The sequence below is a fragment of the Flavonifractor sp. An82 genome (genome assembly GCF_002159265.1).
Lineage (GTDB): Bacteria > Bacillota > Clostridia > Oscillospirales > Oscillospiraceae > Flavonifractor.
The window spans coordinates 569,333-594,175 of the sequence record NZ_NFHG01000001.1; the positions used below are offsets into that span (position 1 = coordinate 569,333).

Genomic DNA, 24,843 nt, shown 5'->3' on the forward strand with positions numbered 1-24,843 from the left:
ATCCGTCCCTGTTTTGCCGGTTTAGCGCAAGAAAAGGAGTCTGTTGGGTAACCGGCAGGCTCCTTTTTTGTTACGAGGTAATCTGATGAAACGTAAGCTGCTGCAATCCATGGCCGCTCTGGTCTGTACCGGGGCGCTGCTGCTGGCCCTGTTCCCCACCCCGGCAGCAGCCGCCGCACCGACGGAGAGCCGCAACATCCACAAGGAGGACTATGCCACCTGGAGCAAGCCGGTGACCTCCTACCTGTACGAAAACGCCGGCGGACTCACCCGGGTGGAATACACCGGCGGCAAGGTGGTCATTGAGGACTACAGCGGGGACTTTGCCCTGCTCTCCAGCCGGACCCTGGAGCCGGAGCTGCCCATCTGGGGCGGCTTCTACGCCGGAGCCAACTATAATTTCCTCATCTTCGGCCAGACCAACCCCACCGAGAGCAGTTCCACCGAGGTCATCCGGGTGGTCAAGTATGACAAGGACTGGAACCGGCTGGGCGCTGCCAGCCTGAAGGGGGCCAACACCACCATCCCCTGTCCATCACCGACTCCTACTACGACGTGATGAACATCTCCTACGGCTACGTCAGCCACTCCTTCAACCAGTTCATTCTGGTGGACGAGGACGGCAAGATCATTGCCCTGGACCACGGCGACGCCTACCCCAGAAGCGCCGTGCTCACCGGCTACTACTCCAACGCCTCCACCGGCAAATTCTCCGGGTCCCGGTACTCCAACTGGTGCTGGAATCTGGACCTGATCACCTTTGCCGGAGCCATCGGCGCCAACACCACCGGCGGCTCGGTGGGCGGTCTGGCGGAGACCTCGGACGGATATGTGATGGCCTACAACTATGACGGCGTGGGCGGCGGCGGAGAGCGCTCCATCTACTTCCAGTACATGGACAAGGCCACCGGCAAGGGCAGGCAGTACAAGCTGAACGGCTCCGCGGGCAGCACCACCCCCCTGGTGGCCCCCACCGGGCTGGAGGGCGGCTATGTGCTGTGGAACAGCAAGAGCGGCGGCACCGTAAGCGATACCCTCAACTACATCCCCTACACCGCCGACGGGGTGCCCAGCCAGCCTCTGACCGCCACCGCACCCCTGTCGGACTGCCAGCCCATCCCCTACCGGGGCGGCGTGGTGTGGTATGTCACCAACAACTCCGCCCCCACCTTCTATGTATTGGACGGCAGCGGCGTCACCGCCCACACCCCGGGTCAGGCCCAGCCTGAGCCCACGCCGACGCCGACTCCGACTCCTACCCCTACGCCGACTCCGACTCCTACCCCCACTCCTACTCCCAACCCCTCCGGTGATGCACCTGCCGACCCCCGGACCGCTCCCACCATCCGGGAGGCGGTGCAGCAGGCCGATCAGCTGTCCGGCCGCTTTACCCAGCAGGATAGTTATACCGCAGCCATCGACAGCAGCGGTACCCTGTGGGGCGTGGGTGAGGCCCGCTACATCAACGGACAGTCCTCCGGGCAGGTCACCACGCCCACCGCTCTGCTTCAGAACGTGCGTCAGGTGGACTCCACCGACGGCTACTACTCCGCCATCCTGGCTGTCAAAGAGGACAACACCCTCTGGGGCTGGGGCTATCTGGGCTATCTGGGGTTTACCGACGATCCGGAGGCCTTTGTGACCACCCCCCAGAAGCTGATGGATCGGGTCCAGTCGGTCAGCGGCGGCCGCTTTGGGGCCTTGGCCCTGAAGACCGACGGCTCCCTGTACTTCCTGGGCAGCCCTAACGTCGGTGAGGACGGCAGCGGCAAGGAGATGCTGGACAGCGACGACTACGGCATCCACTGGGTGATGGACCATGTGGCCCAGGTGAGCAGCGGCAACCACCGGGCGGCAGCCCTGAAGACCGACGGCAGTGTCTGGGCCTGGGGCGCCGACGGCTATTCCGGCACGGACAAGATCGTCTCCACCCTCACCGGCCAGCCCCAGAAGCCCACCAAGATCCTGGACGGCATGATCTCTGTGGGCATGGAAGACGAAAACGGCTGGGCCATCGACGCCAACGGCGGCCTGTGGAGCTGGGGCTACAATGACGAAGGCCATGTAGGCAACGGCGGCGGCTATGACACCATTGACTCCGACAGCGGCTGCAAGGCCCAGGTCAAGCCGGTAAAGATTTTTGACAAGGACGTGATCTCCGCCAGCCTGGGCATGGCGGTCACCAAGGACGGCAGCTGTTATACCTGGGGCGCCACCCCTGAAAACTGGGAGAACTTCACCCTCTCCCCCGTCCGCACCGGCAGCGGCATGGTCATTGCCAGCGACCTGGTGAAGTCCTCCGGCCAGCTGGTGGCCCCCCACCCTCCGATGGGGGAAAGACCCTGGTGCTGACAGAGCGCTTCTTCCAGACCGGCTCCGAACAGCCGGAGCCCCAGCCCACCACCTTCTCCGATGTACCCGACTCCGCCTGGTACGCCCAGTATGCGGGCAAGGCTGCCCAGGCCGGCCTGATGAACGGCACCGGCGGCAGCCGCTTCAGCCCCAACGCCACCCTCAGCACGGCGGAGGTGGTCACCCTGGCTGCCCGGCTCCACGCCGAGCGCAATGGCAAGACCCTTCCCCAGGGCGGCAGTCCCTGGTATCAGGGGGCCTATGATTACTGCATCAATAACGGCCTCTTTACCGCCGCAGAGGTGCCACTGAGCACCATGACCGTCACCGCCACCCGCTATCAGGTGGTGGATCTGCTGGACCGGGCGGTGCCCGACAGCGAGAAGGAAGCCATCAAGACGGTGGCCGACGGCTTCATCCCCGATCTGCGCCTCTCCGACCCCTACGGCCCCGTGGTGTACCGCTGGTACCGGGCGGGCATCGTGGAGGGAGACGGCGCCCACCGCTTCAACGGCTCCACCGGCATCAGCCGGGCGGAGACGGCGGCCATCCTGTGCCGCCTGGCCGGACTGACCGACCGGGTGTGAGCTTCCCCGGCCCCCCTTGGCCCCACCATGCATATTCCACGGCTTATCCCCATACCTATGTAGAGAAAACGCCGGCTTAACATGGCCGAAGGAGGAATTGCCAGTGGAACAACGCAAGCTCTATGAGGATATCGCCCTGCGGACCGAGGGGGATATCTATATCGGCGTGGTGGGGCCGGTGCGGACTGGAAAATCCACGTTCATCAAACGGTTCATGGAGACCATGGTCATCCCGGGCATCGAGAACATCTACCGCCGGGAGCGGGCCAAGGATGAGCTGCCCCAGAGCGGCTCGGGCCGCACCATCATGACCGCCGAACCCAAATTCGTCCCCGAGGAGGCGGTGGAGGTCACCATGGACAGCGGCGCCTCCTTCAAGGTGCGGCTCATCGACTGCGTGGGCTACCTGGTGCCCGGGGCGGTGGGCTCCCTGGAGGACGACAACCCCCGGATGGTGACCACCCCCTGGTTCCCCCAGCCCATCCCCATGACCGAGGCCGCCGAGATCGGCACCCGGAAGGTCATCGCCGAGCACTCTACCATCGGTATCGTGGTCACCACCGACGGCACCATCACTGACATCCCCCGGGAGGACTACCTGGAGGCGGAGGAGCGGGTCATCACCGAGCTGAAAGAATTAGGCAAGCCCTTCCTGGTGGTGCTCAACTCCGCCCAGCCCCGGTCCGACCGGGCCCAGGCCATCCGGGCGGATATCGCCAGCCGGTACGACGTGACCTGCGTGTGCGTCAACTGCCTGGAGCTGGAGGAGGAGGCGGTGACCGGCATCATCAAGGGGGTTTTGTACGAGTTCCCGGTGAAGGAGCTGGACCTCTTCCTCCCCCCCTGGGTGGACGCCCTGCCATGGGACCACCCCATCAAAAACGGCCTGTACGCCGCCATCCGGGAGAGCGCCAGGGATATGCGCCGCATCCGGGACGTGGAGGGGGCCGTGGAGGCCATGGGGGCCTGCGACACGGTAAGCGGGGCCCGGATCACCTCCATGAACCTGGGTACCGGCCTGGCTGCCGCCGACCTGGAGCTCCCCCGCAGCCTCTTCTATGACACCCTGTCCCAGCAGTCGGGCTTTACCATCCACGACGACGGGGACCTGCTGGAGCTTTTGAGCCGCCTGTCCAGGGTCAAGGCCGAATACGACAAGGTGGCGGGGGCTCTGGAGGAGGTCAAGGCCACCGGCTACGGCATCGTGGTGCCCGGCACCGACGAGCTGGTGCTGGAGGAGCCGGAGATCGTCCGCCAGGGCGGCCGGTACGGGGTGCGCCTGAAGGCCTCCGCCCCCTCCATCCATATGATCCGGGCGGACATTGAGACCGAGGTCTCCCCCATTGTAGGCAACGAAAAGCAGAGCGAGGAGATGGTCAACTTCCTGCTCCAGGAGTTCGAGGGGGACACCAAGGCCATCTGGCAGTCCAACATTTTCGGCAAGTCCTTCCACGAGCTGGTGAGTGAGGACCTGAACGGCAAGCTCAAGCGGATGCCGGAGGACGCCCGCTCCAAGCTGCAGGAGACCCTCCAGCGCATCATCAACGAGGGCTCCGGCGGGCTCATCTGCATCATTCTGTAGTCCGCTTCCCACTTAAGCAGAAAAGTCCACCGTCCTGCCAGGTCGCAGGGCGGTGGACTTTACTTATTCCGCAAAATTCCGGTACAGGAAGGTCACGATCTGACCGCGTGTGCAGGTGGTATCGGGGCTGAAGGTGGTGGCGCTGGTGCCGCTGGTGATTCCTTGCTCCACCGCCCAGGCCACGGCGTCCGCATACTCCGTGCCTGGGGCTACATCGGTGAAGGTCACGGTGTCATTTGCGCTGGGCTTCCCGGCCAGCTTCCAGAGGTAAGTCACTGTATCAGCGCGGGTAGCGGGCGTATCGGGATGAAATGTGTCCGTCAGGCCCTGCTCCACGGCCCAGTTGGCTGCATCAGAGTAGAATACTCGACAGGAATCGTGACACGCTCTCCGTAGTGATAGATCCCGTACCGGGTACCCTGTTCCCCACCATAATTGCTAAGCAGATAATATCCATCTTTCAAATATTCAATATGGGAATATTGGATCGGCAGCAGGGTCTTCATATTAAAATCAAACAGACCCTGCTTCTCTGAGCCTGGTGTTCCGCCGGTTCCGGGGTTGCCGTCCATTGTTTCAACGATCACCGTGTTCGTCCACTGATCTGCTGTAACCGTCTCATCCGTCCGCACAATATCCCAGACATTATCGGTAAAGGGATACAGTATCTCACCGGTTGTACTCATAACGCCGGTAGAATATACCGATCGCACATGGAAAAGCAAGGGCCGTTCCCACAAGATTGCAGAAAAGTACCCGCCCCATTTGAATGGAGCGGGTACTTTTACAGATATCCTGAATGACAGGTTACAGCTGATTGGCAAAATCCATGGGGATGTAGGTCAGGCCGTCCCTGACGTAGCAGTAGTGGGTCAGCTCCACGTCCTCCCCGCCGGCCACCTTGCAGATGTAGCTCTCGGGGGTGAAGGTGTAGGATGCGGTGCCCTTGGTGATGGTGGTGGAGCCGTCGGCGGCGTTCCAGGTGACGGTGTAGCCCTTGCTCTCGGCCACTTCCCGCAGGGGCACGTCGGCCAGGAAGGTGGTGGGAGTCTTTCCGGCAGCCAGGCCGGTATTGTGCATCATGGTGGTGAGCAGCTTGGCATACAGGTTGTCGGACAGCTTCATCTCATGCTCGGCCATGTCGATACCCAGCTGGGTCACATAGGCGTCACCGGCGGCCCGGCTCTCCTGGTACTTGGCCAGCATGTTGGGGGCCTCCTCCAGCATGGTCTCATACATCAGGGTCTCCTGCAGCTTCCAGAAGTCCTTTACGCTCTGGCCGTACAGGGTGCGGTTCTGCTCGGCGATGGTGCAGATGCGCTTGAACATCCAGAAGGCGCCGGCGGGATCGTAGGTGTCCCCGTCCACCTTGTAGGCATCGGCGGTGTCGGTGATGCCGGAGAAGAAGGGAATGAACACCGAGTGCTCAGCGTTGCCCAGGGCCAGCCAGTCAATGGAGGAGCAGTAGGCGGGCCAGTCGGGGAAGGTCTGGAGAATGTGGATCTGGGAGGACCGCTCGGTGCCGATGACCCGGTTCTCCTCCTGGCCGGGCAGGGTCACGTCCAGAGGGGTGCCCTCGTAGCGGCTGCGGTAGATGTCCATGACGGTGAGGACGCTCACCTTCTCATCGGGTGTATAGAACAGCGGATAGAAGGTGTCGGTATCGTACTCGCCCGCCTGGGAGGGCGCCAGGATCTTCATGCCCATCCAGTTGCGCATGTTGTTGTAGTCCTCGCGGGTGTTGTTGGTGACGCTCTTGGCCAGGTGGTAGAGCTCCCCCTCCTTCACCGCCAGCCCCAGCTGGTCGATGAGCTCAAACAGACCGTCGGAGTAGATGTAGCCGTCCTCAGGGGTGGCCTTGGGGTCCACCAGACCGATCATGTTCTGGTTGCCGAAGACCGCCACCTGATCGTCGGGCATCTTCATGGCGCAGTACTGATGGCCGCCGTAGATCTCCACGATCCAGGCCTCAGTCTGGTCGGTGATCATGACGGTGTTGCCCTCCTCGGAGCCGTACTGGTCCACATAGCCCAGCAGCACGTCCACGGCCTCCCGGGCGCTGGTGGACACGGCAGCCACGGCGGCGGCCAGGATTGCCTCACGCAGGCCGGGTTCCACGAAGGGATCGGCCTTTTCCCAGGCCTCGCAGGTGGAGGTGGACACGGTGGCGGAAATGCTCACGCCGTACTCATTGGTGCAGGAGCCGGGGTACATGCCGTCTTCCCCCCGGGTGTAGTCAGGCACATAGGTGTACTTATAGGTGGTATCGGGCAGCGGGATCTTGAAGCCGGTGGCGGTGTCCTCGATGTAGCGGCCGGGCACGTTCTCCACCCGGGGCTGTACCATGAACATCTTGTTGTAGTCGCCCTGGCCCTGATCCTCGCTGCGGGCGATGATATAGGTCCCCTGATCGCTGACATCCTTGCCCACATAGACGCCGGTACAGGCCAGCGCGCTGGTGCTCAGCAGCAGAGTGCCCGCCAGCGCTGCGGACAGGATGCGAAAGGACTTCTTCATAGTCGTACACATCTCCTTATTTTGTGATTGTGGTACGGGGTCCGCGAAAAACTGCCTCCCTTCTCTCCGACAGATTCCGGATGTTTCCGGCACTAAACAAATAGTTGCACAAAATAGACGCTTTGTCAACGCAGTTAATTGTAAGATTCTCCAGTTAGTAGCAAAAAACCGGGCGCTCCGACAAAAAAAGTCGGAGCGCCCGCGTTCAGTGCTCAGGCCATGGATTCCACAATGGCGTCGGCCAGGGACTCCAGCTCGGCGGCCTTGTCGGCGTGGAGGGCGGAGGCGATGGACAGCCGGTCATTGAGGACGGTCATATTCTTCAGCTCCTCATCCACGAACTTTTGCATCAGATCGCCGGACTTGGGGGCCCAGGAGCCGTTTTCGATGAGGGCAAAGGTGCGGTTCTGGAGGTTGAGGCCCTTCAGGTGCATGAGGTAGTCGTGCATCACGGGATAAATACCCAGGTTGTAGGTGACGCTGGCCAGCACGATGTGGCTCAGCCGGAAGGACTCGCTGACCAGGTAGGACACATGGGTATTGGACACGTCGTACACATGGACGTTGGTGATCCCCTTCTCGCACAGCTTGGCGGCCAGCGCCTGGGCGGCGGCCTCGGTGTTGCCGTACATGGAGGCGTAGGCGATCATGACGCCCTTCTCCTCCGGCTCGTAGCGGCTCCACTTGTCATACTTGTCAATGAAGTAGCCCAGATCCTTCCGCCATACGGGACCGTGGAGGGGGCAGATGTACTTGATCTGATCCAGGATGCCCCCCGCCTTCTTCAGCAGCAGCTGGATGTGGGGGCCGTACTTGCCCACAATGTTGGTGAGGTACCGGCGGGCATCGTCGATCCAGTCCCGGTCAAAGTTGACCTCGTCGGCGAACAGCTTGCCGTCCAGGGCACCGAAGGAGCCGAAGGCGTCGGCGGAGAAAAGTGCGCCGTTGGTGGTGTCAAAGGTGACCATGGCCTCCGGCCAGTGGACCATGGGGGCGGCCACGAAGGTAACGTTGTGCTTGCCGAAGGAGAAGCCGTCCCCCTCCTTCACCTCGATGAGCTCATGGCCGTCGATCTGGAAGCCGAACTGGCGCATGAAGAGGAAGGATTTCTCGGTGGAGATCACCTTCACCTGGGGCCAGCGCAGCAGGATCTCCTCGATGGAGGCCCCGTGGTCGGGTTCCATGTGGTTGATGACCAGGTAGTCCAGGGGCCTCTCCCCCAGCAGGTGCTCCACATTTTCCAGCAGCTGGCGGCAGGCCGACCAGTCCACAGTATCAAAGAGGACGGTCTTTTCGTCCAGCAGCAGGTAGGCGTTGTAGCTGACGCCCCGGGGGATGGGGTGGATGTTTTCAAACAGGTGGAGCCGGTGGTCGTTGGCGCCCACCCAGTACAGATCTTCCGTCACATTGCGGACACAATACATGGTATTCCCTCCTTCTATATGGTTGCGCGTCTCCGCGCACGATGTTGTCATGCTCCGGCGGCTCCGCTACGGCCCACTGTTCCCCGCTCCGCGAAAAATGCCGCTCCGCCCGCCGGGCGTCGCCTGTTTTTTCGTCTGCGCGGCTCACTGTGGCCCTGCTGCGCACGCCTGCGCACTCAGGCCTCAATGAACATATCCTTGCCCTCGGCGCACTCGGGGCACACCCACTCTTCAGGCAGGTTTTCAAACAGGGTGCCGGGAGCCACCTCGGCGTCGGGATCGCCCAGCTCGGGGACGTACTCGTAGCCGCAGCCGCCGCAGACATACCGCTTGCCGATGGGCTCGGGCTTGGGAGGTGCGGGGCGCTTCATCTTCACCATGGGAGGCGCGGGCTGCTTCTCCCCGGTGTCCAGGGCGGCGGCCAGCAGGGGCAGGATCTCGTTCACGTCCCCCACGATGCCGTAGTCGCAGTTCTTGAAGATGGGGGCATTGCCGTTCTTGTTGATGGCCACGATGGTGGAGGCATCCTTGATACCCTTCAGGTGCTGAATGGCGCCCGAGATGCCGCAGGCGATGTACAGGTTGCCCTTGAACTTCTGGCCGGACATGCCCACATACCGGTCCAGGGGCACATACTTCAGGGTCTCGGCCACCGGGCGGGAGGAGCCGACGGCAGCGCCGGCCGCGCGGGCCAAATTCTCAATGAGCTTCATGTTTTTCTTGTCCCCGATGCCCTGACCGGCGGACACCACCCGCTCGGCCTGGCTGATGGGGGTATCCAGGGGGATGCCTACAGTAAAGTCGTGGCCGTCCTTCTTCAGGTGCTCCACCAGAGCGTTGACCTGATCGGCGGCGGAGCCCTCCTTCAGCAGGATGCGCTTGCGCACGCCGGTGACGGGGGCGGGCTTCTTGGGCCGGCTGGAGGAGCCGCCTTCACTCTTGGGGGGCTTGCCCATGATAGCGGAGGAGATGACCACCCGCTGGATCTCGTTGGTGCCCTCGTAGATGGTGGTGATTTTGGCATCCCGGTACATCCGCTCCACGTCCATGCCCTTGAGGAAGCCGGTGCCGCCGAAGATCTGCACCGCGTCGTTGGTGACCTCCAGAGCGATGTCGGAGGCGTACATCTTGGCCATGGCCGACTCGGTGCCGTAGGGCTCGTGATGCTCCTTCAGGTCGGCGGCGGAGTAGACCAGCAGCCGGGCGCAGCGGAGCTTGGTGGCCATGTCGGCCAGCTTGAAGCCGATGGACTGGTTGAAGCCAATGGGCTTGCCGAACTGGACCCGCTCCTTGGCGTAGTCCACGGCGGCCTCATAGGCCCCCTGGGCGATACCCAGAGCCTGAGCCGCGATGCCGATCCGTCCGCCGTCCAGGGTGGACATGGCGATCTTGAAGCCCTGGCCCTCCTTGCCCAGCAGGTTCTCCTTGGGCACCTTCACGTCGTTGAAGATGAGTTCGGCGGTGGAGGAGGAACGGATGCCCATTTTGTCGTAGTGGTCGCCGAAGGTGAAGCCCTCCCAGCCCTTCTCCACGATGAAGGCGGAAATGCCCCGGGTGCCGATGTCGGGGGTGGTCACCGCAAAGACCACGTAGGTGTCCGCCTTGGGGGCGTTGGTAATGAAGATCTTGCCGCCGTTGAGGAGCCAGTGGTCCCCCTTGTCCACAGCGGTGGTCTCGGTGCCGCCGGCGTCGGAACCGGCGTTGGGCTCGGTGAGGCCGAAGGCGCCGATCTTCTCGCCCTTTGCCAGAGGTACCAGATACTTCTGCTTCTGCTCCTCAGTGCCGTAGGCGAAAATGGGCCAGGAGCCCAGGGACACATGGGCCGACAGGATGACGCCGGTGCCGCCGTCCACCCGGGACAGCTCTTCCACCGCGATGGCGTAGCTTAAGGCGTCCAGCCCGGCGCCGCCGTACTCCTTGGGATAGGGAATGCCCATCAGCCCCATCTCCCCCAGCTTCTTGATGGCCTCGTCAGGGAACAGGTTTTCCTTGTCCATCAGGAAGGCCTGGGGCTTGACCTCCGCTTCCGCAAATGCCCGGATCTTGGCCCGCAGGGCCTCGTGTTGCTCCGTGGTCTTGAACAGCATGGTGTCGTCCTCCTTGTCTGTATTTTAAATCAATAATGAGTATCATTACTTGATAAGGTAATGCTAACACAATGAAGTACAGTATGTCAATAGGAATTATGAAGTTTTAACAAAATATTTCCCATGTGAAAACCAGGAATTAGAAAAACAGACAGCGCGTCCCACACCAACTGGGACGCGCTGTCTGTTTACTGGGTACAATATTGTGCTTTGAGGACCTCCATCAGGGCCTGAATGCGGCTGTCTTTGATGGAATAGGTGACGAACTGACCGTGCTTTTCCGCCTGGACCAGTCCCCCGTCCTTCAGTTTGTGCAGGTGCTGGGACAGGGCGGGGCCGGTGATGTTGGGCACGCTCTCCCCCAGCTCCCCCACCGTCCTGGGCCCGTCCAGCAGGGCGCACAGGATGAGCAGACGGTTTTCGTTGGCCATCTGGGCCATCAGTTCAGCAATGGTTTTGGCCTTTTCCCGCAGTTGTTCGTCCATGTTCTCACCTCCGGCAGCCAGAGCAGGAGGCGCAGCCCTCCGCCGGGGCCTTCCCCGCCCGCAGGGTGCAGATCAGCTGGGTCATAGTGCCCATGGGGCAGAACACGCACCAGGTCCGGGGCTTGAAGAGTACCATGACGATGAGGCCGATGAGGGTGGAGGTGAGCATGATGGAGTAGAACCCGAAGGCGAACTGGGCCACCCAGGGGGCAAAGAGGGTGCCGTGATAGGCCCAGTGCCAGGGCACCTGGAAGGTCCAGAACAGCTTGACGAACTCCCCGATATCCCGGGCTCCCGCCCCCACCAGATAGGTAGTGAAGAGCATCTGGAAGAACATGATGAAGAAAAAGATGAGGAAGCCGTAGCGGAAGACCTTGGAGCGCATCCACCGGGGGGTTGGCCTGTTGCGGGACAGCTTCAGCCGCCCGCCCAGCAGAGACAAAAACTGCCCCCGGTCACAGTAGCGGTTGCAGTAGAGCTTGCTGCCCCCGAAAATGGCGATGAGCAGGGGCAGACAGAAGAAGATCATGCCCAGCCAGGCAAAGAGGATGTTGAAGAACCCCAGCCCCAGATAGATGGGGGTGACGATCCACAGGTAGTCGTACCAGTGCTTCTTCCCTTTCATGCCTCCACCTCCCGGTCCATGAGCTCAATGGTGCCTGCCGGGCACTCCCTGGCGCACTTGCCGCAGCCCACACACTTCTCCCGGTCCACCCGGGCAACCACACCCCGCCACACCGAGATGGCCGACAGGGGGCATACCTTCACACAGCAGCCGCAGGCCACACAGTGCTCCCCCACGGCGGCATAACGCTTGGACGCCATACATTGTCCTCCTATTAGTTAAGTATTTAAGCAATTACTAATATAACAGATAAGCGAGACAAATGCAAGGGGAAAAAGAGGACCTGCCGCAATCTGCGGCAGGTCCTCCCTGCTTATCGTTTTCTGGGAATGAGCAGCAGCTGGCCGTCGGGCAGTTCCTCCTCCTCCAGGGCGTTGGCCTGCATTACGTCCCGGCCGGTGGTGCCGTAGGCCTTGGCGATATCCCACAGCCGCTCCCCGCCGGTGACCATCCGCAGCACGATGGAGGGCTGGCCGGTGTGGTCGATGGGGGCATTCTCGTCAAAGGTGACGGCGCTGACGGCGGCGGCCTTGCTTCCCGTCAGGGCCAGCCAGCCAAAGCGTACCGGGAACCGGACCTCCACCCCGCCGGCGGTGGGGGCGGCGTACACCGGCGCGGTGCAGGCACACCGGCAGGAGCAACGGGCCCCCTCGGGCAGCTCCACCGGGCAGGATACCGGCAGGGTGCGGGTGACCGACGTGGTCTCCCCGTCCTCGGTGCGGCAGAGCAGATGTACGTTGACCTGGGTGGTAAGGGAGACCCGCTCCCCCTCCCGGTTCTGGGCCGCCTCCCCCATGGTCACATAGGCGTCCAGCACGTCCTGGGCCGCCACGCCGGTCTCCAGCAGCTCCCGGACGGCCACCTCCCGCTCTCCCCGGTCGGCCACCCGGCTGAGGGCCAGCTGGCGGACCTGAGTATTCAGGTCGTAGAGAGTGGAATACACGTCGGTGAGGAGGGTCATGCTCCGCTCCTCCCGCACCACCGCCTGGGCCAGCAGACCCATGGACACGCTGATGGTGCGGCCGTCCCCGTCGTCCAGCTCACAGCTCAGGTCGGTGAGGACCAGCCCCACCTGGCACATGGCCTCCTCCCCGGCGCCGCTCACCTCCATCAGCTGGGAGATGGGCAGCTCAAACTCCCCGGTGCTCAGGCCCCCGTCGGCACAGCGGTAGAGCACCTGGAGCCGGGCGGAGCCCTTGAAGATCAGCTTGCTGCCAATGACCTTGGCCTCCCCGCACTCCAGCGCCACCCGCCACTTCAGCAGGGCCTCGGCCTCGGGGCGGCTGCCCGGAAGGGTGAGCTCGTCGCTGAATGGAAAGGGCTTTTCCTGTACACATACGGTGACACAGGTCTGACAGGGCTCGCTGAGCTGCTCCACCCCTGCCTGCTCCGGCTCCAGCACCGAGGCGCAGGCCCAGTCGGCCACCGGGGCGAAGACCTGGACGTCCACCGCCAGATCGGCCCGCACCAGCACCTTCCGGGGATTGACCAGCCGGGCGTCCGCCCCACGCAGCCGGGGCTCGGCCACCACCTTGCAGCCGGGGGTGATGCCTGCTGCGTCGGCGGTACAGGTAAAGGGCAGATCCACCTCCAGCCGCCGCAGGCCCACCTCGCCCTCAGGCTGGCACAGCAGCATGGCGTGGATGGTGCCGGACAGCTCCACCCGGCCCTCCATGGCCTCCTTGCGGTGGAGGCAGACCACCCCCTCGGTATCGCAGACGCCCAGCAGATCGGGGCAGGCGTCGGGCACGATGCTCTCCATGGTCTCTTCCTGGGCCACGGCGGTATCCAGCACCGCGGTGAACCCGTCCAGCGCCGTCCGTTCCAATTCCAGTTCCATAGCGTTCCACTCCTTGTACGGGCCATTGCCCAGACTGATTGCTGCTAGGGCAATATATGTACAAGGAGCCCACCCTATGACCGCTTTCAGCCCTCAGGCGCGGTTTTTTTGATGCCGAACACCAGCCTCAGCAGGCCGCTGAGGGCTTTGGGGGACTTCACTACCACGATCTTCATACCTTATGCCTCCCTGTCAAGCCAATATCGTTTGAGCCAGCCAAAGCCCCGGCGGCCCAGCCAGGCCCCGGCCACAAAGACCGCCAGGGTGCCCGGGCGGAGCAGCAGCACCGCCCCCGCGCCGCACAGCGCCGCTGCGGCCAGCGCCTTTTTGCCCTCCAGCGTCAAAATAGCCGCCTCCCTTCACTGGTTCTGTCCCAGTATACGCGCAGGGCGGCGGTTGTGTTCTTGGGCGGCGGGCAGCAAAAAAGGGGCGGCTTTTGCCGCCCCTTTCGGGTCTTGTTCCGTTATTCCCGCTGACTGCGGATCACCAGGGCCGCGCCTTCCCCCACGGTGAGCTCCATCACCGGGGCGGCAGGCTCGTTGCTGACGGTCAGGGTATCTCCCCGGGTAAGCTCTGCTCCCTCCAGAGGATACTTGACCCCCCGCAAGGTAACGCCCTTTACAGTCTTGTCCAGTGGCACCACGGACAGATAGTGGTAGTGGGGCGCATCTTCCAGCGTAAGGGTGTCGTTCTCCAGAAAACGCACCTCGTTGTCGCTGTCGGCCATGACGGCATTGCCGCCCCGCCGGGCGATCCACTCCAGCAGCACCAGGTTGGAGGCGGTGTGGTCCAGCCGCCCGCCGGTGCAGCCGCACAGCAGCAGCTCCCGGCACCCCCGCTCCAGGGCCCAGTGGGCCGCCGCCTGGAGATCGGTAAAGTCCTTCTCCACCGGCAGGGTGGCGCAGGGTACGTCCCCGGCGGGACGTCCGCCGGAGTCCCAGTCGCCGATCAGATAGTCCGGTTTCAGCCCGGCAGCCAGGGCGGCGTTCACCCCGCCGTCGGCGCAGATCACCGTCCAGTCCTTCTCCCCCAGATACTCCCCCAGAAAAGCCAGGTCGGCGCAGGGAGCTGCGCCGACAATGAGGGCCTGTTTGGTTATTTTCTCTGCCATTCCGGCACTTCCTTTGCCTGCTGGTACAGCCGCACATAGCTGGCGTGACGGCTGGCCGGGATCTCCCCCGCCTTTACCGCCGCAAGCACTGCACAGCCTTTTTCCTTTACATGGGCACACCCCGTGAACCGGCACTGGTCCAGATAGGGGGCGAATTCCCGGAAGGTGTATTGCAGCTCCTCCGGCCGCCGCAGCTCCATCTCCTCAGTATCAAAGGAGGAGAAGCCGGGGGTGTCGGCCACAATGGCCCCGCTGTCCAGCCGGAACAGCTCCACATGGCGGGTGGTGTGACGGCCACGGCCCAGCTTGTCGGACACCTCCCCAACCCGGATGTGGAAGTCGGGCTGGAGGGCGTTGAGGATGGAGGACTTGCCCACGCCGGAATTTCCTGTAAAGGCAGAAACCTTTCCGGCGATTGCAGCAGCAAGCTCTGCAATGCCCTCCCCGGTCTCGGCGCTCACCCGCAGGGTGGTGAAGCCCGCCTTGGTGTAGGTGTCGTACAGGCTGTCCGCCCCATCCAGGTCGCACTTGTTGAGGACGATGATGCTCTCGCAGTCCCTACCCTCGGCGATGGACACCACCCGGTCGATAAGGAAGGGGTCGGTGACGGGAATGGCCCCGGAGGCCACCACCACCAGCTGGTCGATGTTGGCCACCGCGGGCCGCTGAAACTCATTTTTCCGGGGCAGAATGGCATCCAGGATACCGCTCTCCCCCTCCAGGGGGGTAAATTCCACCCGGTCCCCCACCAGGGGGCTCACCTTCTGGTGGCGGAATTTGCCCCGGCCCCGGCAGGCGGTCAGCCTGCCGGAGCCGTCGTCCACATAGTAGAAGCCGCTGAGGGCTTTCAGAATGATCCCTTCCATATCAGCCGAAATCCTTGGACACGGAATGATCCAGCTGGCCGTCGAAGTAGACGGTGACCTCCTGGGTTCCGCTGCCCTTCAGGGTGACTACCACCAGCTGCTGGGCGGTATCCAAGGTCTTGTCGTACTGGGTCTGACCGGCTACCTGCACTGTCACCTGCACCGTCTCACGGTCCCGGGGCAGCTGAATGGTGTAGCTGATGGCGTTGACCTGACCGCCGGGGGTAGGCTCGGTGGAGGAATCGGGCTGGTTCGGGGTGGGGTCGGTAGAGGGCTCGGTGGAGGGCTCGGGGCCCTTGCTCACCCGGAAGGAAATGGTCTGGCCCTTCTCCACCTGGGTCTTGTTTTCAATGCTCTGCCAGCAGACATAGCCCGCCGGCACAGACGCGTCGTACACTTCCTCCATGGAGGACACCACCAGGCCCATGCCCTCGGCAGCCTCCTTGGCCTGCTGGGCCTCCATATTGATGAAGTTAATCACAGTTACGGGGTCAGACTCCGGGCCGGAGCTTACCACCAGGATAATTTTGTCCACACCCTCCAGGTCGGTGTGGGCCACGGGATCGGTGGAGATGACGTACTCCTTGGTCACATCCTCGGAAGCCTCCTCGCGGATCTCCAGGTTGCCCTCCTCCTCACTGTAGCCCAGCTCCTTCAGGGTGGCGATGGCGATGCGCTGATCCTTATTCACCAGGTCGGGCATTCTGCCGGTCTCCTCGTCGTCTGCGCCGCTGCCGTCACTGAGGGTGACGGTGATGATGGCGCCGGACTGGGCGTTGCGGCCGCTCTCCGGGTCCTGAGAAACGATCTGGCCCTCAGGCAGGTCGCTGGCTGTGGTGCCGCCCACTACGATCTGGAAGTTGCCCTTGATCACGTCGGCGTTCTGCTTGGCGTCCTCCACGGTCATGCCGTACAGCCGGGGCACGTTGAACTCCCCGCTGTTGCCGGTGATGCCTCCAAAGAAGGAGATCCACAGGAACACGCCCATGCCCACCAGGAAGAGAGCCACGGCGGCAATGGCCAGGTAGATGGGCAGACGGCTGCCCCCACCCCGCACCTCATCATAGTCGTCCTCGTCGTCGTACCGGCGGCTGCGGTTCTTGGGCCGGGGGTTCTCCTCCCGCCGGACGGGACGGGACCGGGTCCAGGTCTCCTCCTCCTCGTAGCGGTCGGCGTGGACGGGCTGGGCGCGCACGTTGCTGGGGGTGTTGGCACCCAGTACCTGGGTGGGCTCATCCCCCTCGGTGACCAGCAGGTCCGCCGGGGTGTAGTCAAAGTTGATGGAGGGATTTTTGCGGAACTCCTCCAGGTCGGCCAGCATGGCGTCGGCGGAGATATACCGCTGGTTGACGTCGGAGGCCATGGCCTTCATGGTGATGGCCTCCAGGGCCTCGGGGATCTCGGGGTCGATCTCCCTGGGAGACAGGGGGATGGAGTTGATGTGCTGGATGGCCACCGCCACCGGGGAATCTCCCTCGTAGGGCAGCCGTCCGGTGATCATCTCATAGAGCACCACACCGGCGGAGTAGATGTCGCTGCGGGCGTCGATGTGGCTGCCTCTGGCCTGCTCGGGAGAGATATAGTGGACCGAGCCCAGGGCCTCCTGGGTCAGGGTGGCCTGAGCGGAGGAGGTGAGCCGGGCGATGCCGAAGTCGGCCACCTTCAGGGAGCCGTCCCGCAGCACCATCACGTTGTGGGGCTTGATGTCCCGGTGGATGATGCCCCGGCTGTGGGCGTGGGACAGGGCCTTCATGATCTGGGTGATGAAGTGGAGGGCCTCCCGCCAGGCCAGCTTGCCCCCCTTCTTCTGCATATACTGCTTGAGGGTGATGCCGTCCAGCAGCTCCATCACGATATAGTCCAGCTCCGGGGTGTGGGACACGTCGTACACCGCCATGATATTGGGGTGAGACAGCATGGCAACGGCCTGGGACTCGTCGTGGAAGCGGCGGCGGAACTCGGCGTCGGTGGCCAGTTCCTCCTTCAGGATCTTAATGGCCACCAGACGGTTGAGCCGGTGGTCACGGCCCTTGTACACCACGGCCATGCCGCCGATGCCGATGCGCTCCAGGATTTCATATCGGTTGTCGAGTAATTTCCCTATGTACTGATCCATAGTTCATTACCCCCTTTTCAAAGGATCTGGAAGAGGACCGCCGTCACGTTGTCGGGCGCGCCTCTTGAGATGGTGATGTTGAGCAGCCGCTGACAGCAGTCGGCGGGCTCTCCCCCGTGGATGACCTCGTAGAGCAGCTCCTGGTCGGAGAGGATGTTGCTCAGTCCGTCGGAGCACAGCAGCAGGTAGTCCCCGCCGGTGAGCTCCTTTTCGTACAGGTCGGCCCGGATGCGTTCCTCCGCGCCCAGGGCCCGGGTGATCAGGTTCTTCCGGGGGTGGGTGCGGGCCTCCTCCGGGGTGATGTCCCCCCGGGCCACCATGTCCTCCACCACCGAGTGGTCCCGGGTGAGCCGGGTGATGCCCTCCTCGTTGATATGGTAGGCCCGGCTGTCGCCGATGTTCAGCAGGTAGGCGGTGTTTTCCACGATGAGGACGGCCACCATGGTGGTGCCCATGCCGAAGCAGTCGGGATCGGAACAGGCCCTGCGGTATACCGCGCTGTTGGCCTCCTCCGCCGCCCGGGCCAGCACCGCCGGCGGCGGCGTGTCCGGGTCGCCCTGGGCATTCTGGAGGGTGTCCACAAAGGTCTCCACCGCGATCAGGCTGGCGATGTTGCCCGCCTTGGCCCCTCCCATGCCGTCGCACACAACGCCGACGGCCAGGTGCTCCGAGGGTACGTCTACGTAATAACCATCCTGATTCTGGGTTCGGACCACACCTTTGTCGGTGATGCCCCAAGCATTGATCATAGTTGAATCAGCCTCTTTTCCGGCCGGCCGGCCCCGCTGCCAAGGCCTCCGGCAAAACAATGGAACGGGCGCGTCCGGCGCGCCCCAGCAGCGTCAATCAGTCTGCAGCATGGCCTTCCTGCGCAGCTGCCCGCAGGAGGCGTCGATATCTCCCCCCAGCTTGCGCCGCACCGTGGCGGTGATGCCGTGGGACTCCAGCCGCTTCTGGAACTGGGCCACCCGGCGGCTGGGCTTCAGCGGACTCTCCGCCACATGGTTCAGGGGGATGAGATTCACATGGCCGGGGGTGCCCTTCAGGTGACTGGCCAGCAGGTCGGCCTGCCAGTCGGAGTCGTTCACCCCGTCCACCATGGCGTACTCGTAGGAGATCCGCCGCCCGGTCTTCTCAAAATACCGGCGGCAGGTGTCAAAGAGCTTCTCCACCCCCACGCTCCGGTTCACCGGCATGAGCCTGCTGCGGGTCTCATCGTCGGGGGCGTGGAGGGATACCGATAGGGTTAATTGTAACTGATACTCGGCCAGTTTGTCAATTTTTTCGACCAGGCCGCAGGTGGACAGGGAGATGTGCCTCATGCCGATGTTGAGCCCGTCAGGGCTGTTGACCAGGGACAGGAAGCGCAGCACCGTGTCAAAATTGTCCAGAGGCTCCCCGATGCCCATAAGCACGATGTTGCTGATGGTGTGGCCGGAGTCGATCTGGGTAAAGAGCACCTGGTCCAGCATTTCAGCGGGTGTCAGGTCTCTTACCTTGCCCCCCAGAGTGGAGGCGCAGAAGGCGCACCCCATGCGGCAGCCCACCTGAGAGGAGATGCATACAGTATTGCCATGATGGTAGCGCATCAAAACAGTTTCGATGCAGTTTCCGTCGGAAAGCCGCCATAAGTATTTGATGGTGCCGTCCAGGGCGGACACCTGCTTGCGCTCCACCTCCGGCGGGCACAGGATGCAGCTCTCCTTCAGCTTCTCCCGCAAAGCCTTGGACAGGTTGGTCATCTCATCAAAGGAGCGGGCCCCCCGATGGAGCCACTGAAAGACCTGCTTTGCCCGGAAGGCGGGCTCCCCCAGCTCTTTGAAATAGGCGGTCATCTCCGCCAGATCCATGGATTTGATGTCAGTCATATCATGCTCCCCCGCCGGGCTTTTCCGGCGGTATCAGTCCGTATTTTCTATGGAGGAACGCGATCTGCTCTTCCTCCGTGGGCGCCTGGTCCGGGGGCGTGGGCTTGGCGGGGCGGCCGTAGGGGGCCGGTCCCGGCTCCAGGGGATACTGGGCCCGGAAGGAACCGCTCTGGACCCACACCTGGGCAAAGCACCAGCCCTGGTCCTGCTCGTACGGAAGATTTTCCGGCAGTTCCCCGATCAGCTCCTGAAATTCCGGAACCGCCAGCAGCTTGGGGTGGTAGGCGCTCTCCCGCCACAGCTCCAGGCCCAGGGCGTGAAATTCATAGGTACAGGCCAGCTCATGGTCCTCACAGTCGCACACATAATCGGCCTCTTTGGCCAGAGCCGGGATCAGATCCTCAGCGTGGGTGCCCGTCAGATCCAGTCCGTGGTACAGGACCTTGAGATCATGGCTCCGGTCCAGACCGATACGGCTCAGCTTCCCGTCCTCATACTCCAGCTGGAAGGTCACGGGATCCCCGTACCCGCCGAAGCGGCGCCACACCTCTACGGCAGGGCCTTCTTCCTCATTGAGCTTGCTCAGGGCCTCCTCCGCTTCTGCCTGGGGCATGCCCAGGGTGAAGGGGCCGATGCCCCCGTTGGGCCGGACCTCGTACACACCCCGCATCCGACGCAGCTTGGCAAAGAAGAAGCCGTCGGTGCCGTGGCGGTGGGGCCAGCAGGTCACCATGCCCTCCCTGGCCCCCTCGAAGTCGCCGGGCACTTGGAAGCCCTCTAATGTAAAGTCTTTATGCTTGTCTAAAAACGCCCGGACTACGTCCTCATTCTCCCGCTCCAACAGGGTGCAGGTGGCGTAGAGCAGCACCCCGCCCGGCCGGACGTAGCGGCACACGTTGTCCAGAATGGCCTTCTGGACCCGGGGCAGCCCCTCCAGGGGCTTGGGGTCCTTGTAGCGGATATCCGGTTTTTTGCGGATGATGCCCAGCCCGGAGCAGGGTACGTCGGCCAGCACCAGGTCAAATCCGTCAAGGAACTCCTCTTTACATTCCCTGCCGTCCAAGACTTCGGCGGTAATGCAGTCCAGGCCCAGCCGCTGGGCCCCTGCCCGGATCAGGTCCATCTTATGTGGGTGGATGTCGCAGGAGACCACCTTCCCCTCCCCCCACATGGCAATGGCGGCGGCAAAGGACTTGCCGCCGGGGGCGGCGCAGGCGTCCAGCACGTCCATGCCCTCTCTGGGGTCGGCGGCCAGCACCGCCAGCTTGGCGGCGGCGTCCTGGATGTAAAAGAGACCATCCCGGAAGGCAGTCAGCTCCTCCAGACTGCCGGTGTGGGTCAGCAGCAGGCAGTTGGGCAGCCAGGGATGGGGCTGGACCTCCACCCCCTCCGCCCGGAGGGAATCGGTCACCTCCTCCACCGTGGCCCTGATGGTATTCACCTGGGCGCAGGTAGGGGGCTCCCCGTTGTTGGCCGCCATGAGGGCGATGGCCTCCTCCCTGCCCAGCCGGCGGGTAAACAGGTCGGCCAGCCACTGGGGATGGCTGTACCGCACCGCCGGGTCGGTGGGAGGCTCCAGACTGTCCTTCTGTCGGGCCAGGGCGCGGAGCACGCCGTTGACCAGACCGGCAGACCTTGGATTCTTGGAGCCCTTCCGGGCCAGATCCACCGCCTCGCTGACGGCGGCATGGTCGGGCACTCTGTCAAGGAATAACACTTGATAGGCACCAAGCCGCAAGGAATTGCGGACGGCAGGTTCCATCTTTTCCAGGCGCACCGTGGACAGCTTGCCCAGGTAGTGGTCCAGCAGCAGCTGGTTCTGGAGCACGCCGAAGCACAGCCGGGTGGCCAGGGCGGCGTCCCGGCTGTCCAGTCCGGCAGTTTTCAGAGTCTTTTTCAAAAAGCCGTCCGACCAGGCGCCCTGCTTTTCACAGGCCACCAGGGCCCGGAGGGCCACTTCTCTGGCAGTCATATCAATCCCTCCGACGGCTGTTGAAGGCCAGCACAAACCGCAGCAGCTGAGCGATGGACACCAGCAGGGCGGCCACGTAGGTCATGGCGGCGGCACCCAGCACCTTCTTGGCACCCCTCAGCTCCTGGTCGTCCAGCAGATGGGTGGAATCCAGGGACCGAATGGCCCGGCGGGAGGCATCAAACTCCACGGGCAGGGTGACGATCTGGAACACGGTGGCCACGGCGAAGAGCACCACGCCCACAGCAAACAGGGGCCGGGAGTAGAGGGCAAAGCCCAGCACGATGAGCAGAATGGAGATCTGGGAGCTGAAATTGCACACCGGGATGATGGCCCCCCGGATCTTGATGGGCCCGTACTCCTGGGCATACTGGACGGCGTGGCCCGCCTCATGGGCGGCCACCCCCACCGCGGCGATGCTGTTGGAGCCATACACCGCATCCGACAGCCGGATCACATTGCTGCGGGGATCATAGTGGTCGCTGAGCTTGCCCGCCACCCGCTCAATGCGCACGCCGTACACCCCGTGGGCCCGGAGCACCTCTTCGGCGGCCTGGGCCCCGGTGAGGCCCCGGCGGCAGGCCACCCGGGAGTAGCGGTTGAAGGTGGAGGACACGTTGAGCTGGGCCAGCAGGGCGATGAGGAAGGCAGGCACCAGGATCATCCAGTAGTAGGGGTCAAAGTAGTTGAAAAAGTACATCATCAGCCTCCAGATGGGATCACATGATTTGTCCGCCGGTGAGGAACCAGGTCAGATTGACCAGGAAGCCCGCCCCCATGACGGCGGTCAGCCCCGCCGTCAGTTTGGGCCGGCCCTCGGTGAGGGCGGCGGCGAACAGAAAGAACGGCAGAGCACAGGACAGGTAGCGGCCCGCACTGAGCAGCCAGGACAGGGAGAAGTTGAGCACCAGGTACACAAAGCCGTACAGGGTGTACATGCTGCGGAACCTGTTCCGGGCCCACACCAGCAGGGCGAAAAAGGCTCCGAAGAGCAGAATGGTGGGAATCCAGATCTGATACCGCACCATGACCGTGGGATAGCTCAATGCGTTGTTCAGCACATACCACAGGGTGTCGGCAATGGGACAAAAGCCCTGGCTCCAGTGCTGCTGCATGACTGTAAAGGCAAATGGGTTGCCGGTCACGGACCAGTTGAGGGCCAGATAGACCAGGGTACCCACGGCGGGCAGCAGCAGGGCAGGTAATTTGCGGGCGATGGTCTTCCAGTCAAAGCGGCCCATGTGCTCTATTAACTCCGCACCGGCGGCCCCGATGAGCAGAATGCCGTGCATCCGGGTCATGGCGGCCAGCAGGCCCCATACCCCCGCCTGCCACCAGCGGTGGCGGCGGATGGCCCACAGCCCTCCGGCGGTGGTGAGCAGGAACAGGCTTTCGGTCATGATGCCGCCGAAAAAGAAGGCATAGGGGTAGACCGACAGAAAGAGTACCGTCCGCCGGGCCGCTCCCCTGCCCAGCTCCAGGGCGGCCAGTTTGTAAAGGAAAACACAGCCAGCCGAGTAGCAGACAAAGGAGATCAGCAGCCCCGCCGCCATAGTATTGCCCGTGATGAGGGAAATCACCCGCATCAGCCAGGGATACAGCGGGAAAAACACGAGAAACAGATTTTTCCCGTCCTCCACATAGCCGGAATAGCCCAGCTCCGCCAGATTGACGTAGTGCAGGCCGTCCCACCTCTTCCAGATCCACAGAAAGGAATCAGGGCCGGAACCGGGATAGAGAATGAAACAGGCGATCAGCCCCACCAGCAGAAAGACCGCAATGCGGAATATAAATGTAACGGTAAATACCTTTATACATTCTGTGCGGTCAGGGATATCACCTTTTGACACAGGTACTTTGGCGGCCAGGGGCACCGGCAGGCCGGCGGTGGCCAGCCACCGCAGCACCAGGTACAGACCCAGGGCGGCCACCACGCCGGTGACCGCCAGGGTCCAGATCAGCTTCATTTCCCCTGCTCCGGCAGGGACAGCACGGTACCCGCCGCAATGGGATGGCCCCGCAGGTAGTCGGCAGCCTTCATGCGCTTGCCGCCGTCGGGCTGGATCTCCTCCAGCCGCAGCACAGTGCCTTCCCCGCAGGCTACAACCAGCCCCTCCTTCCCGGCGGCCAGAACGGTGCCGGGGGCGGCGTCGGTGTGCTCCTCAGAAACGACAGTTTTAAATACTTTACACCGCTTGTCTCCCAGGGTGGCCACGGCGGCGGGCCAGGGGATCAGACCCCGGACCTGGTCGTGGAGCTGACGGGCGGTGCGGCCAAAGTCCATGGGGGACAGCTCCCGGCCCAGCATGGGGGCCAGGGTGGCTTTCTCATGGTCCTGGGGGGTGCGGGTAGCGGTACCGGCGGCGATCTGTGCCACCGTCTCCACCAGCAGCTGGGCGCCCAGCACGGCCAGCCGGTCGTGGAGGGTCACCACCGTCTCGTTGGGGTCGATGGGGGTGGCGGCCTGGGAGATGATGTCTCCCGCGTCCAGGTCGTGGGCCATGTGCATGATGGTGACGCCGGTCTCCTTGTCCCCGTTGAGTACCGCCCAGTTGATGGGGGCGGCCCCACGGTAGTTGGGCAGCAGGGACGAGTGGACGTTGATACACCCCTTGGGCGGTGCGGCCAGAATATCGTCAGGCAGGATGCGGCCGTAGGCGGCCACTACGATGAGTTCGGGGGCCAGCTCCTGGATCAGGGCCAGGGCGGTGCCGTCCCGCAGCTTGGTGGGCTGATGCACCGGGATGTCGTGGGCCAGGGCACACTCCTTCACCGGGGGCGCCTGGAGCTTCATGCCCCGGTTCTTGGGCTTGTCGGGCTGGGTGAATACCCCGCAGATTTCATGGCCCGCCTGGATCAGGGCCTCCAGGGAGGGCACCGCGAAGTCGGGGGTGCCCATAAAGAGGATCCTCATGCCTCGTCCTCCTCCGCCATCAGCTCGTCCAGCTCCTCGTTGGTGTACAGGCGGCCCGCCAGCTCAGTGAACAGGTGGCCGTCCAGGTGGTCGATCTCGTGGCAGAAGCAGCGGGCCACGATGTTCTCCCCCTCCACCTCAAAGAAGTTGCCGTTGCGGTCCTGGGCCCGCACCTTGGCCTTCAGGGGGCGCTTCACCACGCCCCAGCGGCCGGGAACGGACAGGCAGCCCTCAAAGCCCTCCTGCTCTCCCTCCCGCTCAATGATCTCCGGGTTGACCAGCTCCAGCATCTGGTCGTTGGCGTCCACCACAATAACCGCCCGGCGGAGGATGCCCACCTGGGGGGCAGCCAGTCCGGCGCCGTTGGCGTGGGCCAGGGTCTCCTTCAGATCGTCCAGCAGATCGTGGAGCTTTTGGTCAAACTGGGTCACAGGGCGGCAGGCCTTGTGCAGGGCGGGGTCGCCGTCGGTGAGAATGGTACGCAGAGCCATAATATT

General features: G+C 63.3%; 25 protein-coding genes. 4 read left to right on the forward strand and 21 right to left on the reverse strand.

Features of this window, described 5'->3' with window-relative positions; genetic code table 11:
• The first annotated feature begins 85 nt into the window (after positions 1 to 85).
• The 4 genes from B5G34_RS03190 (at position 86) to spoIVA (ending at position 4,521) form a co-directional block, all read left to right on the forward strand.
• On the forward strand, positions 86 to 559 hold the full coding sequence (locus B5G34_RS03190) for a hypothetical protein (RefSeq protein ID WP_087334146.1): 474 nt from the start codon (positions 86 to 88) through the stop codon (positions 557 to 559).
• Positions 559 to 2,352 (forward strand): hypothetical protein, encoded by a 1,794-nt coding sequence (locus tag B5G34_RS18870; protein ID WP_204245896.1) that lies wholly within the window; start codon positions 559 to 561, stop codon positions 2,350 to 2,352. Before B5G34_RS03190 ends, B5G34_RS18870 begins: the two co-directional genes overlap by 1 nt.
• Complete coding sequence (locus tag B5G34_RS03195; RefSeq protein WP_140397184.1) at positions 2,346 to 2,939, forward strand: S-layer homology domain-containing protein; 594 nt, start codon at positions 2,346 to 2,348, stop codon at positions 2,937 to 2,939. Before B5G34_RS18870 ends, B5G34_RS03195 begins: the two co-directional genes overlap by 7 nt.
• Positions 2,940 to 3,042: 103 nt before the next feature.
• Positions 3,043 to 4,521 carry a stage IV sporulation protein A gene (spoIVA, locus tag B5G34_RS03200; protein WP_087334150.1) on the forward strand — a complete coding sequence of 493 codons (1,479 nt, stop codon included), beginning with the start codon at positions 3,043 to 3,045 and terminating at the stop codon, positions 4,519 to 4,521.
• Positions 4,522 to 4,584: 63 nt separating this feature from the next.
• Here the strand turns inward: spoIVA and B5G34_RS03205 are convergent, their stop codons facing one another.
• From B5G34_RS03205 to def, 21 genes are all read right to left on the reverse strand, one after another.
• On the reverse strand, positions 4,585 to 4,797 hold the full coding sequence (locus B5G34_RS03205) for an S-layer homology domain-containing protein (protein WP_162609409.1): 213 nt from the start codon (positions 4,795 to 4,797) through the stop codon (positions 4,585 to 4,587).
• A gap of 44 nt (positions 4,798 to 4,841) precedes the next feature.
• A complete protein-coding gene (locus B5G34_RS03210) occupies positions 4,842 to 5,207 on the reverse strand; it encodes a hypothetical protein (protein WP_140397185.1) in 366 nt (121 codons plus the stop codon).
• Positions 5,208 to 5,328: 121 nt separating this feature from the next.
• Positions 5,329 to 7,038: a C69 family dipeptidase gene (locus B5G34_RS03215; RefSeq protein ID WP_087334156.1), complete on the reverse strand. Its 1,710-nt coding sequence runs from the start codon at positions 7,036 to 7,038 to the stop codon at positions 5,329 to 5,331.
• Between the two features lie 212 nt (positions 7,039 to 7,250).
• Positions 7,251 to 8,462 (reverse strand): FprA family A-type flavoprotein, encoded by a 1,212-nt coding sequence (locus tag B5G34_RS03220; protein ID WP_087334158.1) that lies wholly within the window; start codon positions 8,460 to 8,462, stop codon positions 7,251 to 7,253.
• A gap of 176 nt (positions 8,463 to 8,638) precedes the next feature.
• Positions 8,639 to 10,549, reverse strand: a complete 1,911-nt coding sequence (locus B5G34_RS03225; RefSeq protein WP_087334160.1) for an acyl-CoA dehydrogenase family protein — start codon at positions 10,547 to 10,549, stop codon at positions 8,639 to 8,641.
• Between the two features lie 188 nt (positions 10,550 to 10,737).
• The gene (locus B5G34_RS03230) at positions 10,738 to 11,034 is read right to left on the reverse strand and encodes a metalloregulator ArsR/SmtB family transcription factor (RefSeq protein WP_242956781.1); all 297 of its coding nucleotides are present in this window, start codon (positions 11,032 to 11,034) and stop codon (positions 10,738 to 10,740) included.
• Positions 11,035 to 11,038: 4 nt separating this feature from the next.
• Positions 11,039 to 11,659: a 4Fe-4S binding protein gene (locus B5G34_RS03235; RefSeq protein WP_087334162.1), complete on the reverse strand. Its 621-nt coding sequence runs from the start codon at positions 11,657 to 11,659 to the stop codon at positions 11,039 to 11,041.
• Positions 11,656 to 11,859, reverse strand: coding sequence for a 4Fe-4S binding protein (locus B5G34_RS03240; protein ID WP_087334164.1), 204 nt, complete (start codon positions 11,857 to 11,859; stop codon positions 11,656 to 11,658). Before B5G34_RS03240 ends, B5G34_RS03235 begins: the two co-directional genes overlap by 4 nt.
• A 113-nt stretch (positions 11,860 to 11,972) precedes the next feature.
• The gene (locus tag B5G34_RS03245) at positions 11,973 to 13,499 is read right to left on the reverse strand and encodes an SPOCS domain-containing protein (RefSeq protein ID WP_087334166.1); all 1,527 of its coding nucleotides are present in this window, start codon (positions 13,497 to 13,499) and stop codon (positions 11,973 to 11,975) included.
• A gap of 86 nt (positions 13,500 to 13,585) precedes the next feature.
• Positions 13,586 to 13,675, reverse strand: coding sequence for a stage V sporulation protein SpoVM (gene spoVM / locus B5G34_RS18365; protein WP_140397186.1), 90 nt, complete (start codon positions 13,673 to 13,675; stop codon positions 13,586 to 13,588).
• Between the two features lie 3 nt (positions 13,676 to 13,678).
• The gene (locus B5G34_RS18670) at positions 13,679 to 13,843 is read right to left on the reverse strand and encodes a hypothetical protein (protein WP_162609410.1); all 165 of its coding nucleotides are present in this window, start codon (positions 13,841 to 13,843) and stop codon (positions 13,679 to 13,681) included.
• Between the two features lie 119 nt (positions 13,844 to 13,962).
• Positions 13,963 to 14,610, reverse strand: a complete 648-nt coding sequence (locus B5G34_RS03250; protein WP_087334168.1) for a thiamine diphosphokinase — start codon at positions 14,608 to 14,610, stop codon at positions 13,963 to 13,965.
• On the reverse strand, positions 14,595 to 15,476 hold the full coding sequence (rsgA, locus tag B5G34_RS03255) for a ribosome small subunit-dependent GTPase A (RefSeq protein WP_087334170.1): 882 nt from the start codon (positions 15,474 to 15,476) through the stop codon (positions 14,595 to 14,597). Before rsgA ends, B5G34_RS03250 begins: the two co-directional genes overlap by 16 nt.
• Before the next feature lies 1 nt (position 15,477).
• Positions 15,478 to 17,592 carry a Stk1 family PASTA domain-containing Ser/Thr kinase gene (gene pknB / locus B5G34_RS03260; RefSeq protein ID WP_087334172.1) on the reverse strand — a complete coding sequence of 705 codons (2,115 nt, stop codon included), beginning with the start codon at positions 17,590 to 17,592 and terminating at the stop codon, positions 15,478 to 15,480.
• A 17-nt stretch (positions 17,593 to 17,609) separates the two neighbouring features.
• Positions 17,610 to 18,341, reverse strand: a complete 732-nt coding sequence (locus tag B5G34_RS03265; protein ID WP_087334174.1) for a Stp1/IreP family PP2C-type Ser/Thr phosphatase — start codon at positions 18,339 to 18,341, stop codon at positions 17,610 to 17,612.
• Between the two features lie 93 nt (positions 18,342 to 18,434).
• Positions 18,435 to 19,460, reverse strand: coding sequence for a 23S rRNA (adenine(2503)-C(2))-methyltransferase RlmN (rlmN, locus tag B5G34_RS03270; RefSeq protein WP_087334176.1), 1,026 nt, complete (start codon positions 19,458 to 19,460; stop codon positions 18,435 to 18,437).
• Position 19,461: 1 nt separating this feature from the next.
• On the reverse strand, positions 19,462 to 21,432 hold the full coding sequence (gene rsmB / locus B5G34_RS03275; protein WP_087334178.1) for a 16S rRNA (cytosine(967)-C(5))-methyltransferase RsmB: 1,971 nt from the start codon (positions 21,430 to 21,432) through the stop codon (positions 19,462 to 19,464).
• Between the two features lies 1 nt (position 21,433).
• Positions 21,434 to 22,132 (reverse strand): zinc metallopeptidase, encoded by a 699-nt coding sequence (locus B5G34_RS03280; protein ID WP_087334180.1) that lies wholly within the window; start codon positions 22,130 to 22,132, stop codon positions 21,434 to 21,436.
• A gap of 19 nt (positions 22,133 to 22,151) precedes the next feature.
• Positions 22,152 to 23,399, reverse strand: coding sequence for a glycosyltransferase family 39 protein (locus tag B5G34_RS03285; protein WP_087334182.1), 1,248 nt, complete (start codon positions 23,397 to 23,399; stop codon positions 22,152 to 22,154).
• Complete coding sequence (gene fmt, locus B5G34_RS03290) at positions 23,396 to 24,346, reverse strand: methionyl-tRNA formyltransferase (protein WP_087334184.1); 951 nt, start codon at positions 24,344 to 24,346, stop codon at positions 23,396 to 23,398. Before fmt ends, B5G34_RS03285 begins: the two co-directional genes overlap by 4 nt.
• The gene (gene def / locus B5G34_RS03295) at positions 24,343 to 24,837 is read right to left on the reverse strand and encodes a peptide deformylase (protein ID WP_087334186.1); all 495 of its coding nucleotides are present in this window, start codon (positions 24,835 to 24,837) and stop codon (positions 24,343 to 24,345) included. The genes fmt and def overlap by 4 nt, the downstream gene beginning before the upstream one ends.
• Positions 24,838 to 24,843: the final 6 nt, after the last annotated feature.

What these genes read in the sequence shown, in the direction of transcription:
- B5G34_RS03190 (WP_087334146.1), top strand. Translation starts at nt 86, where the DNA reads ATGAAACGTAAGCTGCTGCAATCCATGGCCGCTCTGGTCTGTACCGGG.
- B5G34_RS18870 (WP_204245896.1), top strand. Translation starts at nt 559, where the DNA reads ATGAACATCTCCTACGGCTACGTCAGCCACTCCTTCAACCAGTTCATT.
- B5G34_RS03210 (WP_140397185.1), bottom strand. Translation starts at nt 5,207, where the DNA reads ATGAGTACAACCGGTGAGATACTGTATCCCTTTACCGATAATGTCTGG.
- B5G34_RS03215 (WP_087334156.1), bottom strand. Translation starts at nt 7,038, where the DNA reads ATGAAGAAGTCCTTTCGCATCCTGTCCGCAGCGCTGGCGGGCACTCTG.
- B5G34_RS03220 (WP_087334158.1), bottom strand. Translation starts at nt 8,462, where the DNA reads ATGTATTGTGTCCGCAATGTGACGGAAGATCTGTACTGGGTGGGCGCC.
- B5G34_RS03225 (WP_087334160.1), bottom strand. Translation starts at nt 10,549, where the DNA reads ATGCTGTTCAAGACCACGGAGCAACACGAGGCCCTGCGGGCCAAGATC.
- B5G34_RS03230 (WP_242956781.1), bottom strand. Translation starts at nt 11,034, where the DNA reads ATGGACGAACAACTGCGGGAAAAGGCCAAAACCATTGCTGAACTGATG.
- B5G34_RS03235 (WP_087334162.1), bottom strand. Translation starts at nt 11,659, where the DNA reads ATGAAAGGGAAGAAGCACTGGTACGACTACCTGTGGATCGTCACCCCC.
- B5G34_RS03240 (WP_087334164.1), bottom strand. Translation starts at nt 11,859, where the DNA reads ATGGCGTCCAAGCGTTATGCCGCCGTGGGGGAGCACTGTGTGGCCTGC.
- B5G34_RS03245 (WP_087334166.1), bottom strand. Translation starts at nt 13,499, where the DNA reads ATGGAACTGGAATTGGAACGGACGGCGCTGGACGGGTTCACCGCGGTG.
- spoVM (WP_140397186.1), bottom strand. Translation starts at nt 13,675, where the DNA reads ATGAAGATCGTGGTAGTGAAGTCCCCCAAAGCCCTCAGCGGCCTGCTG.
- B5G34_RS03250 (WP_087334168.1), bottom strand. Translation starts at nt 14,610, where the DNA reads ATGGCAGAGAAAATAACCAAACAGGCCCTCATTGTCGGCGCAGCTCCC.
- rsgA (WP_087334170.1), bottom strand. Translation starts at nt 15,476, where the DNA reads ATGGAAGGGATCATTCTGAAAGCCCTCAGCGGCTTCTACTATGTGGAC.
- pknB (WP_087334172.1), bottom strand. Translation starts at nt 17,592, where the DNA reads ATGGATCAGTACATAGGGAAATTACTCGACAACCGATATGAAATCCTG.
- B5G34_RS03265 (WP_087334174.1), bottom strand. Translation starts at nt 18,341, where the DNA reads ATGATCAATGCTTGGGGCATCACCGACAAAGGTGTGGTCCGAACCCAG.
- rlmN (WP_087334176.1), bottom strand. Translation starts at nt 19,460, where the DNA reads ATGACTGACATCAAATCCATGGATCTGGCGGAGATGACCGCCTATTTC.
- rsmB (WP_087334178.1), bottom strand. Translation starts at nt 21,432, where the DNA reads ATGACTGCCAGAGAAGTGGCCCTCCGGGCCCTGGTGGCCTGTGAAAAG.
- B5G34_RS03280 (WP_087334180.1), bottom strand. Translation starts at nt 22,132, where the DNA reads ATGTACTTTTTCAACTACTTTGACCCCTACTACTGGATGATCCTGGTG.
- B5G34_RS03285 (WP_087334182.1), bottom strand. Translation starts at nt 23,399, where the DNA reads ATGAAGCTGATCTGGACCCTGGCGGTCACCGGCGTGGTGGCCGCCCTG.
- fmt (WP_087334184.1), bottom strand. Translation starts at nt 24,346, where the DNA reads ATGAGGATCCTCTTTATGGGCACCCCCGACTTCGCGGTGCCCTCCCTG.
- def (WP_087334186.1), bottom strand. Translation starts at nt 24,837, where the DNA reads ATGGCTCTGCGTACCATTCTCACCGACGGCGACCCCGCCCTGCACAAG.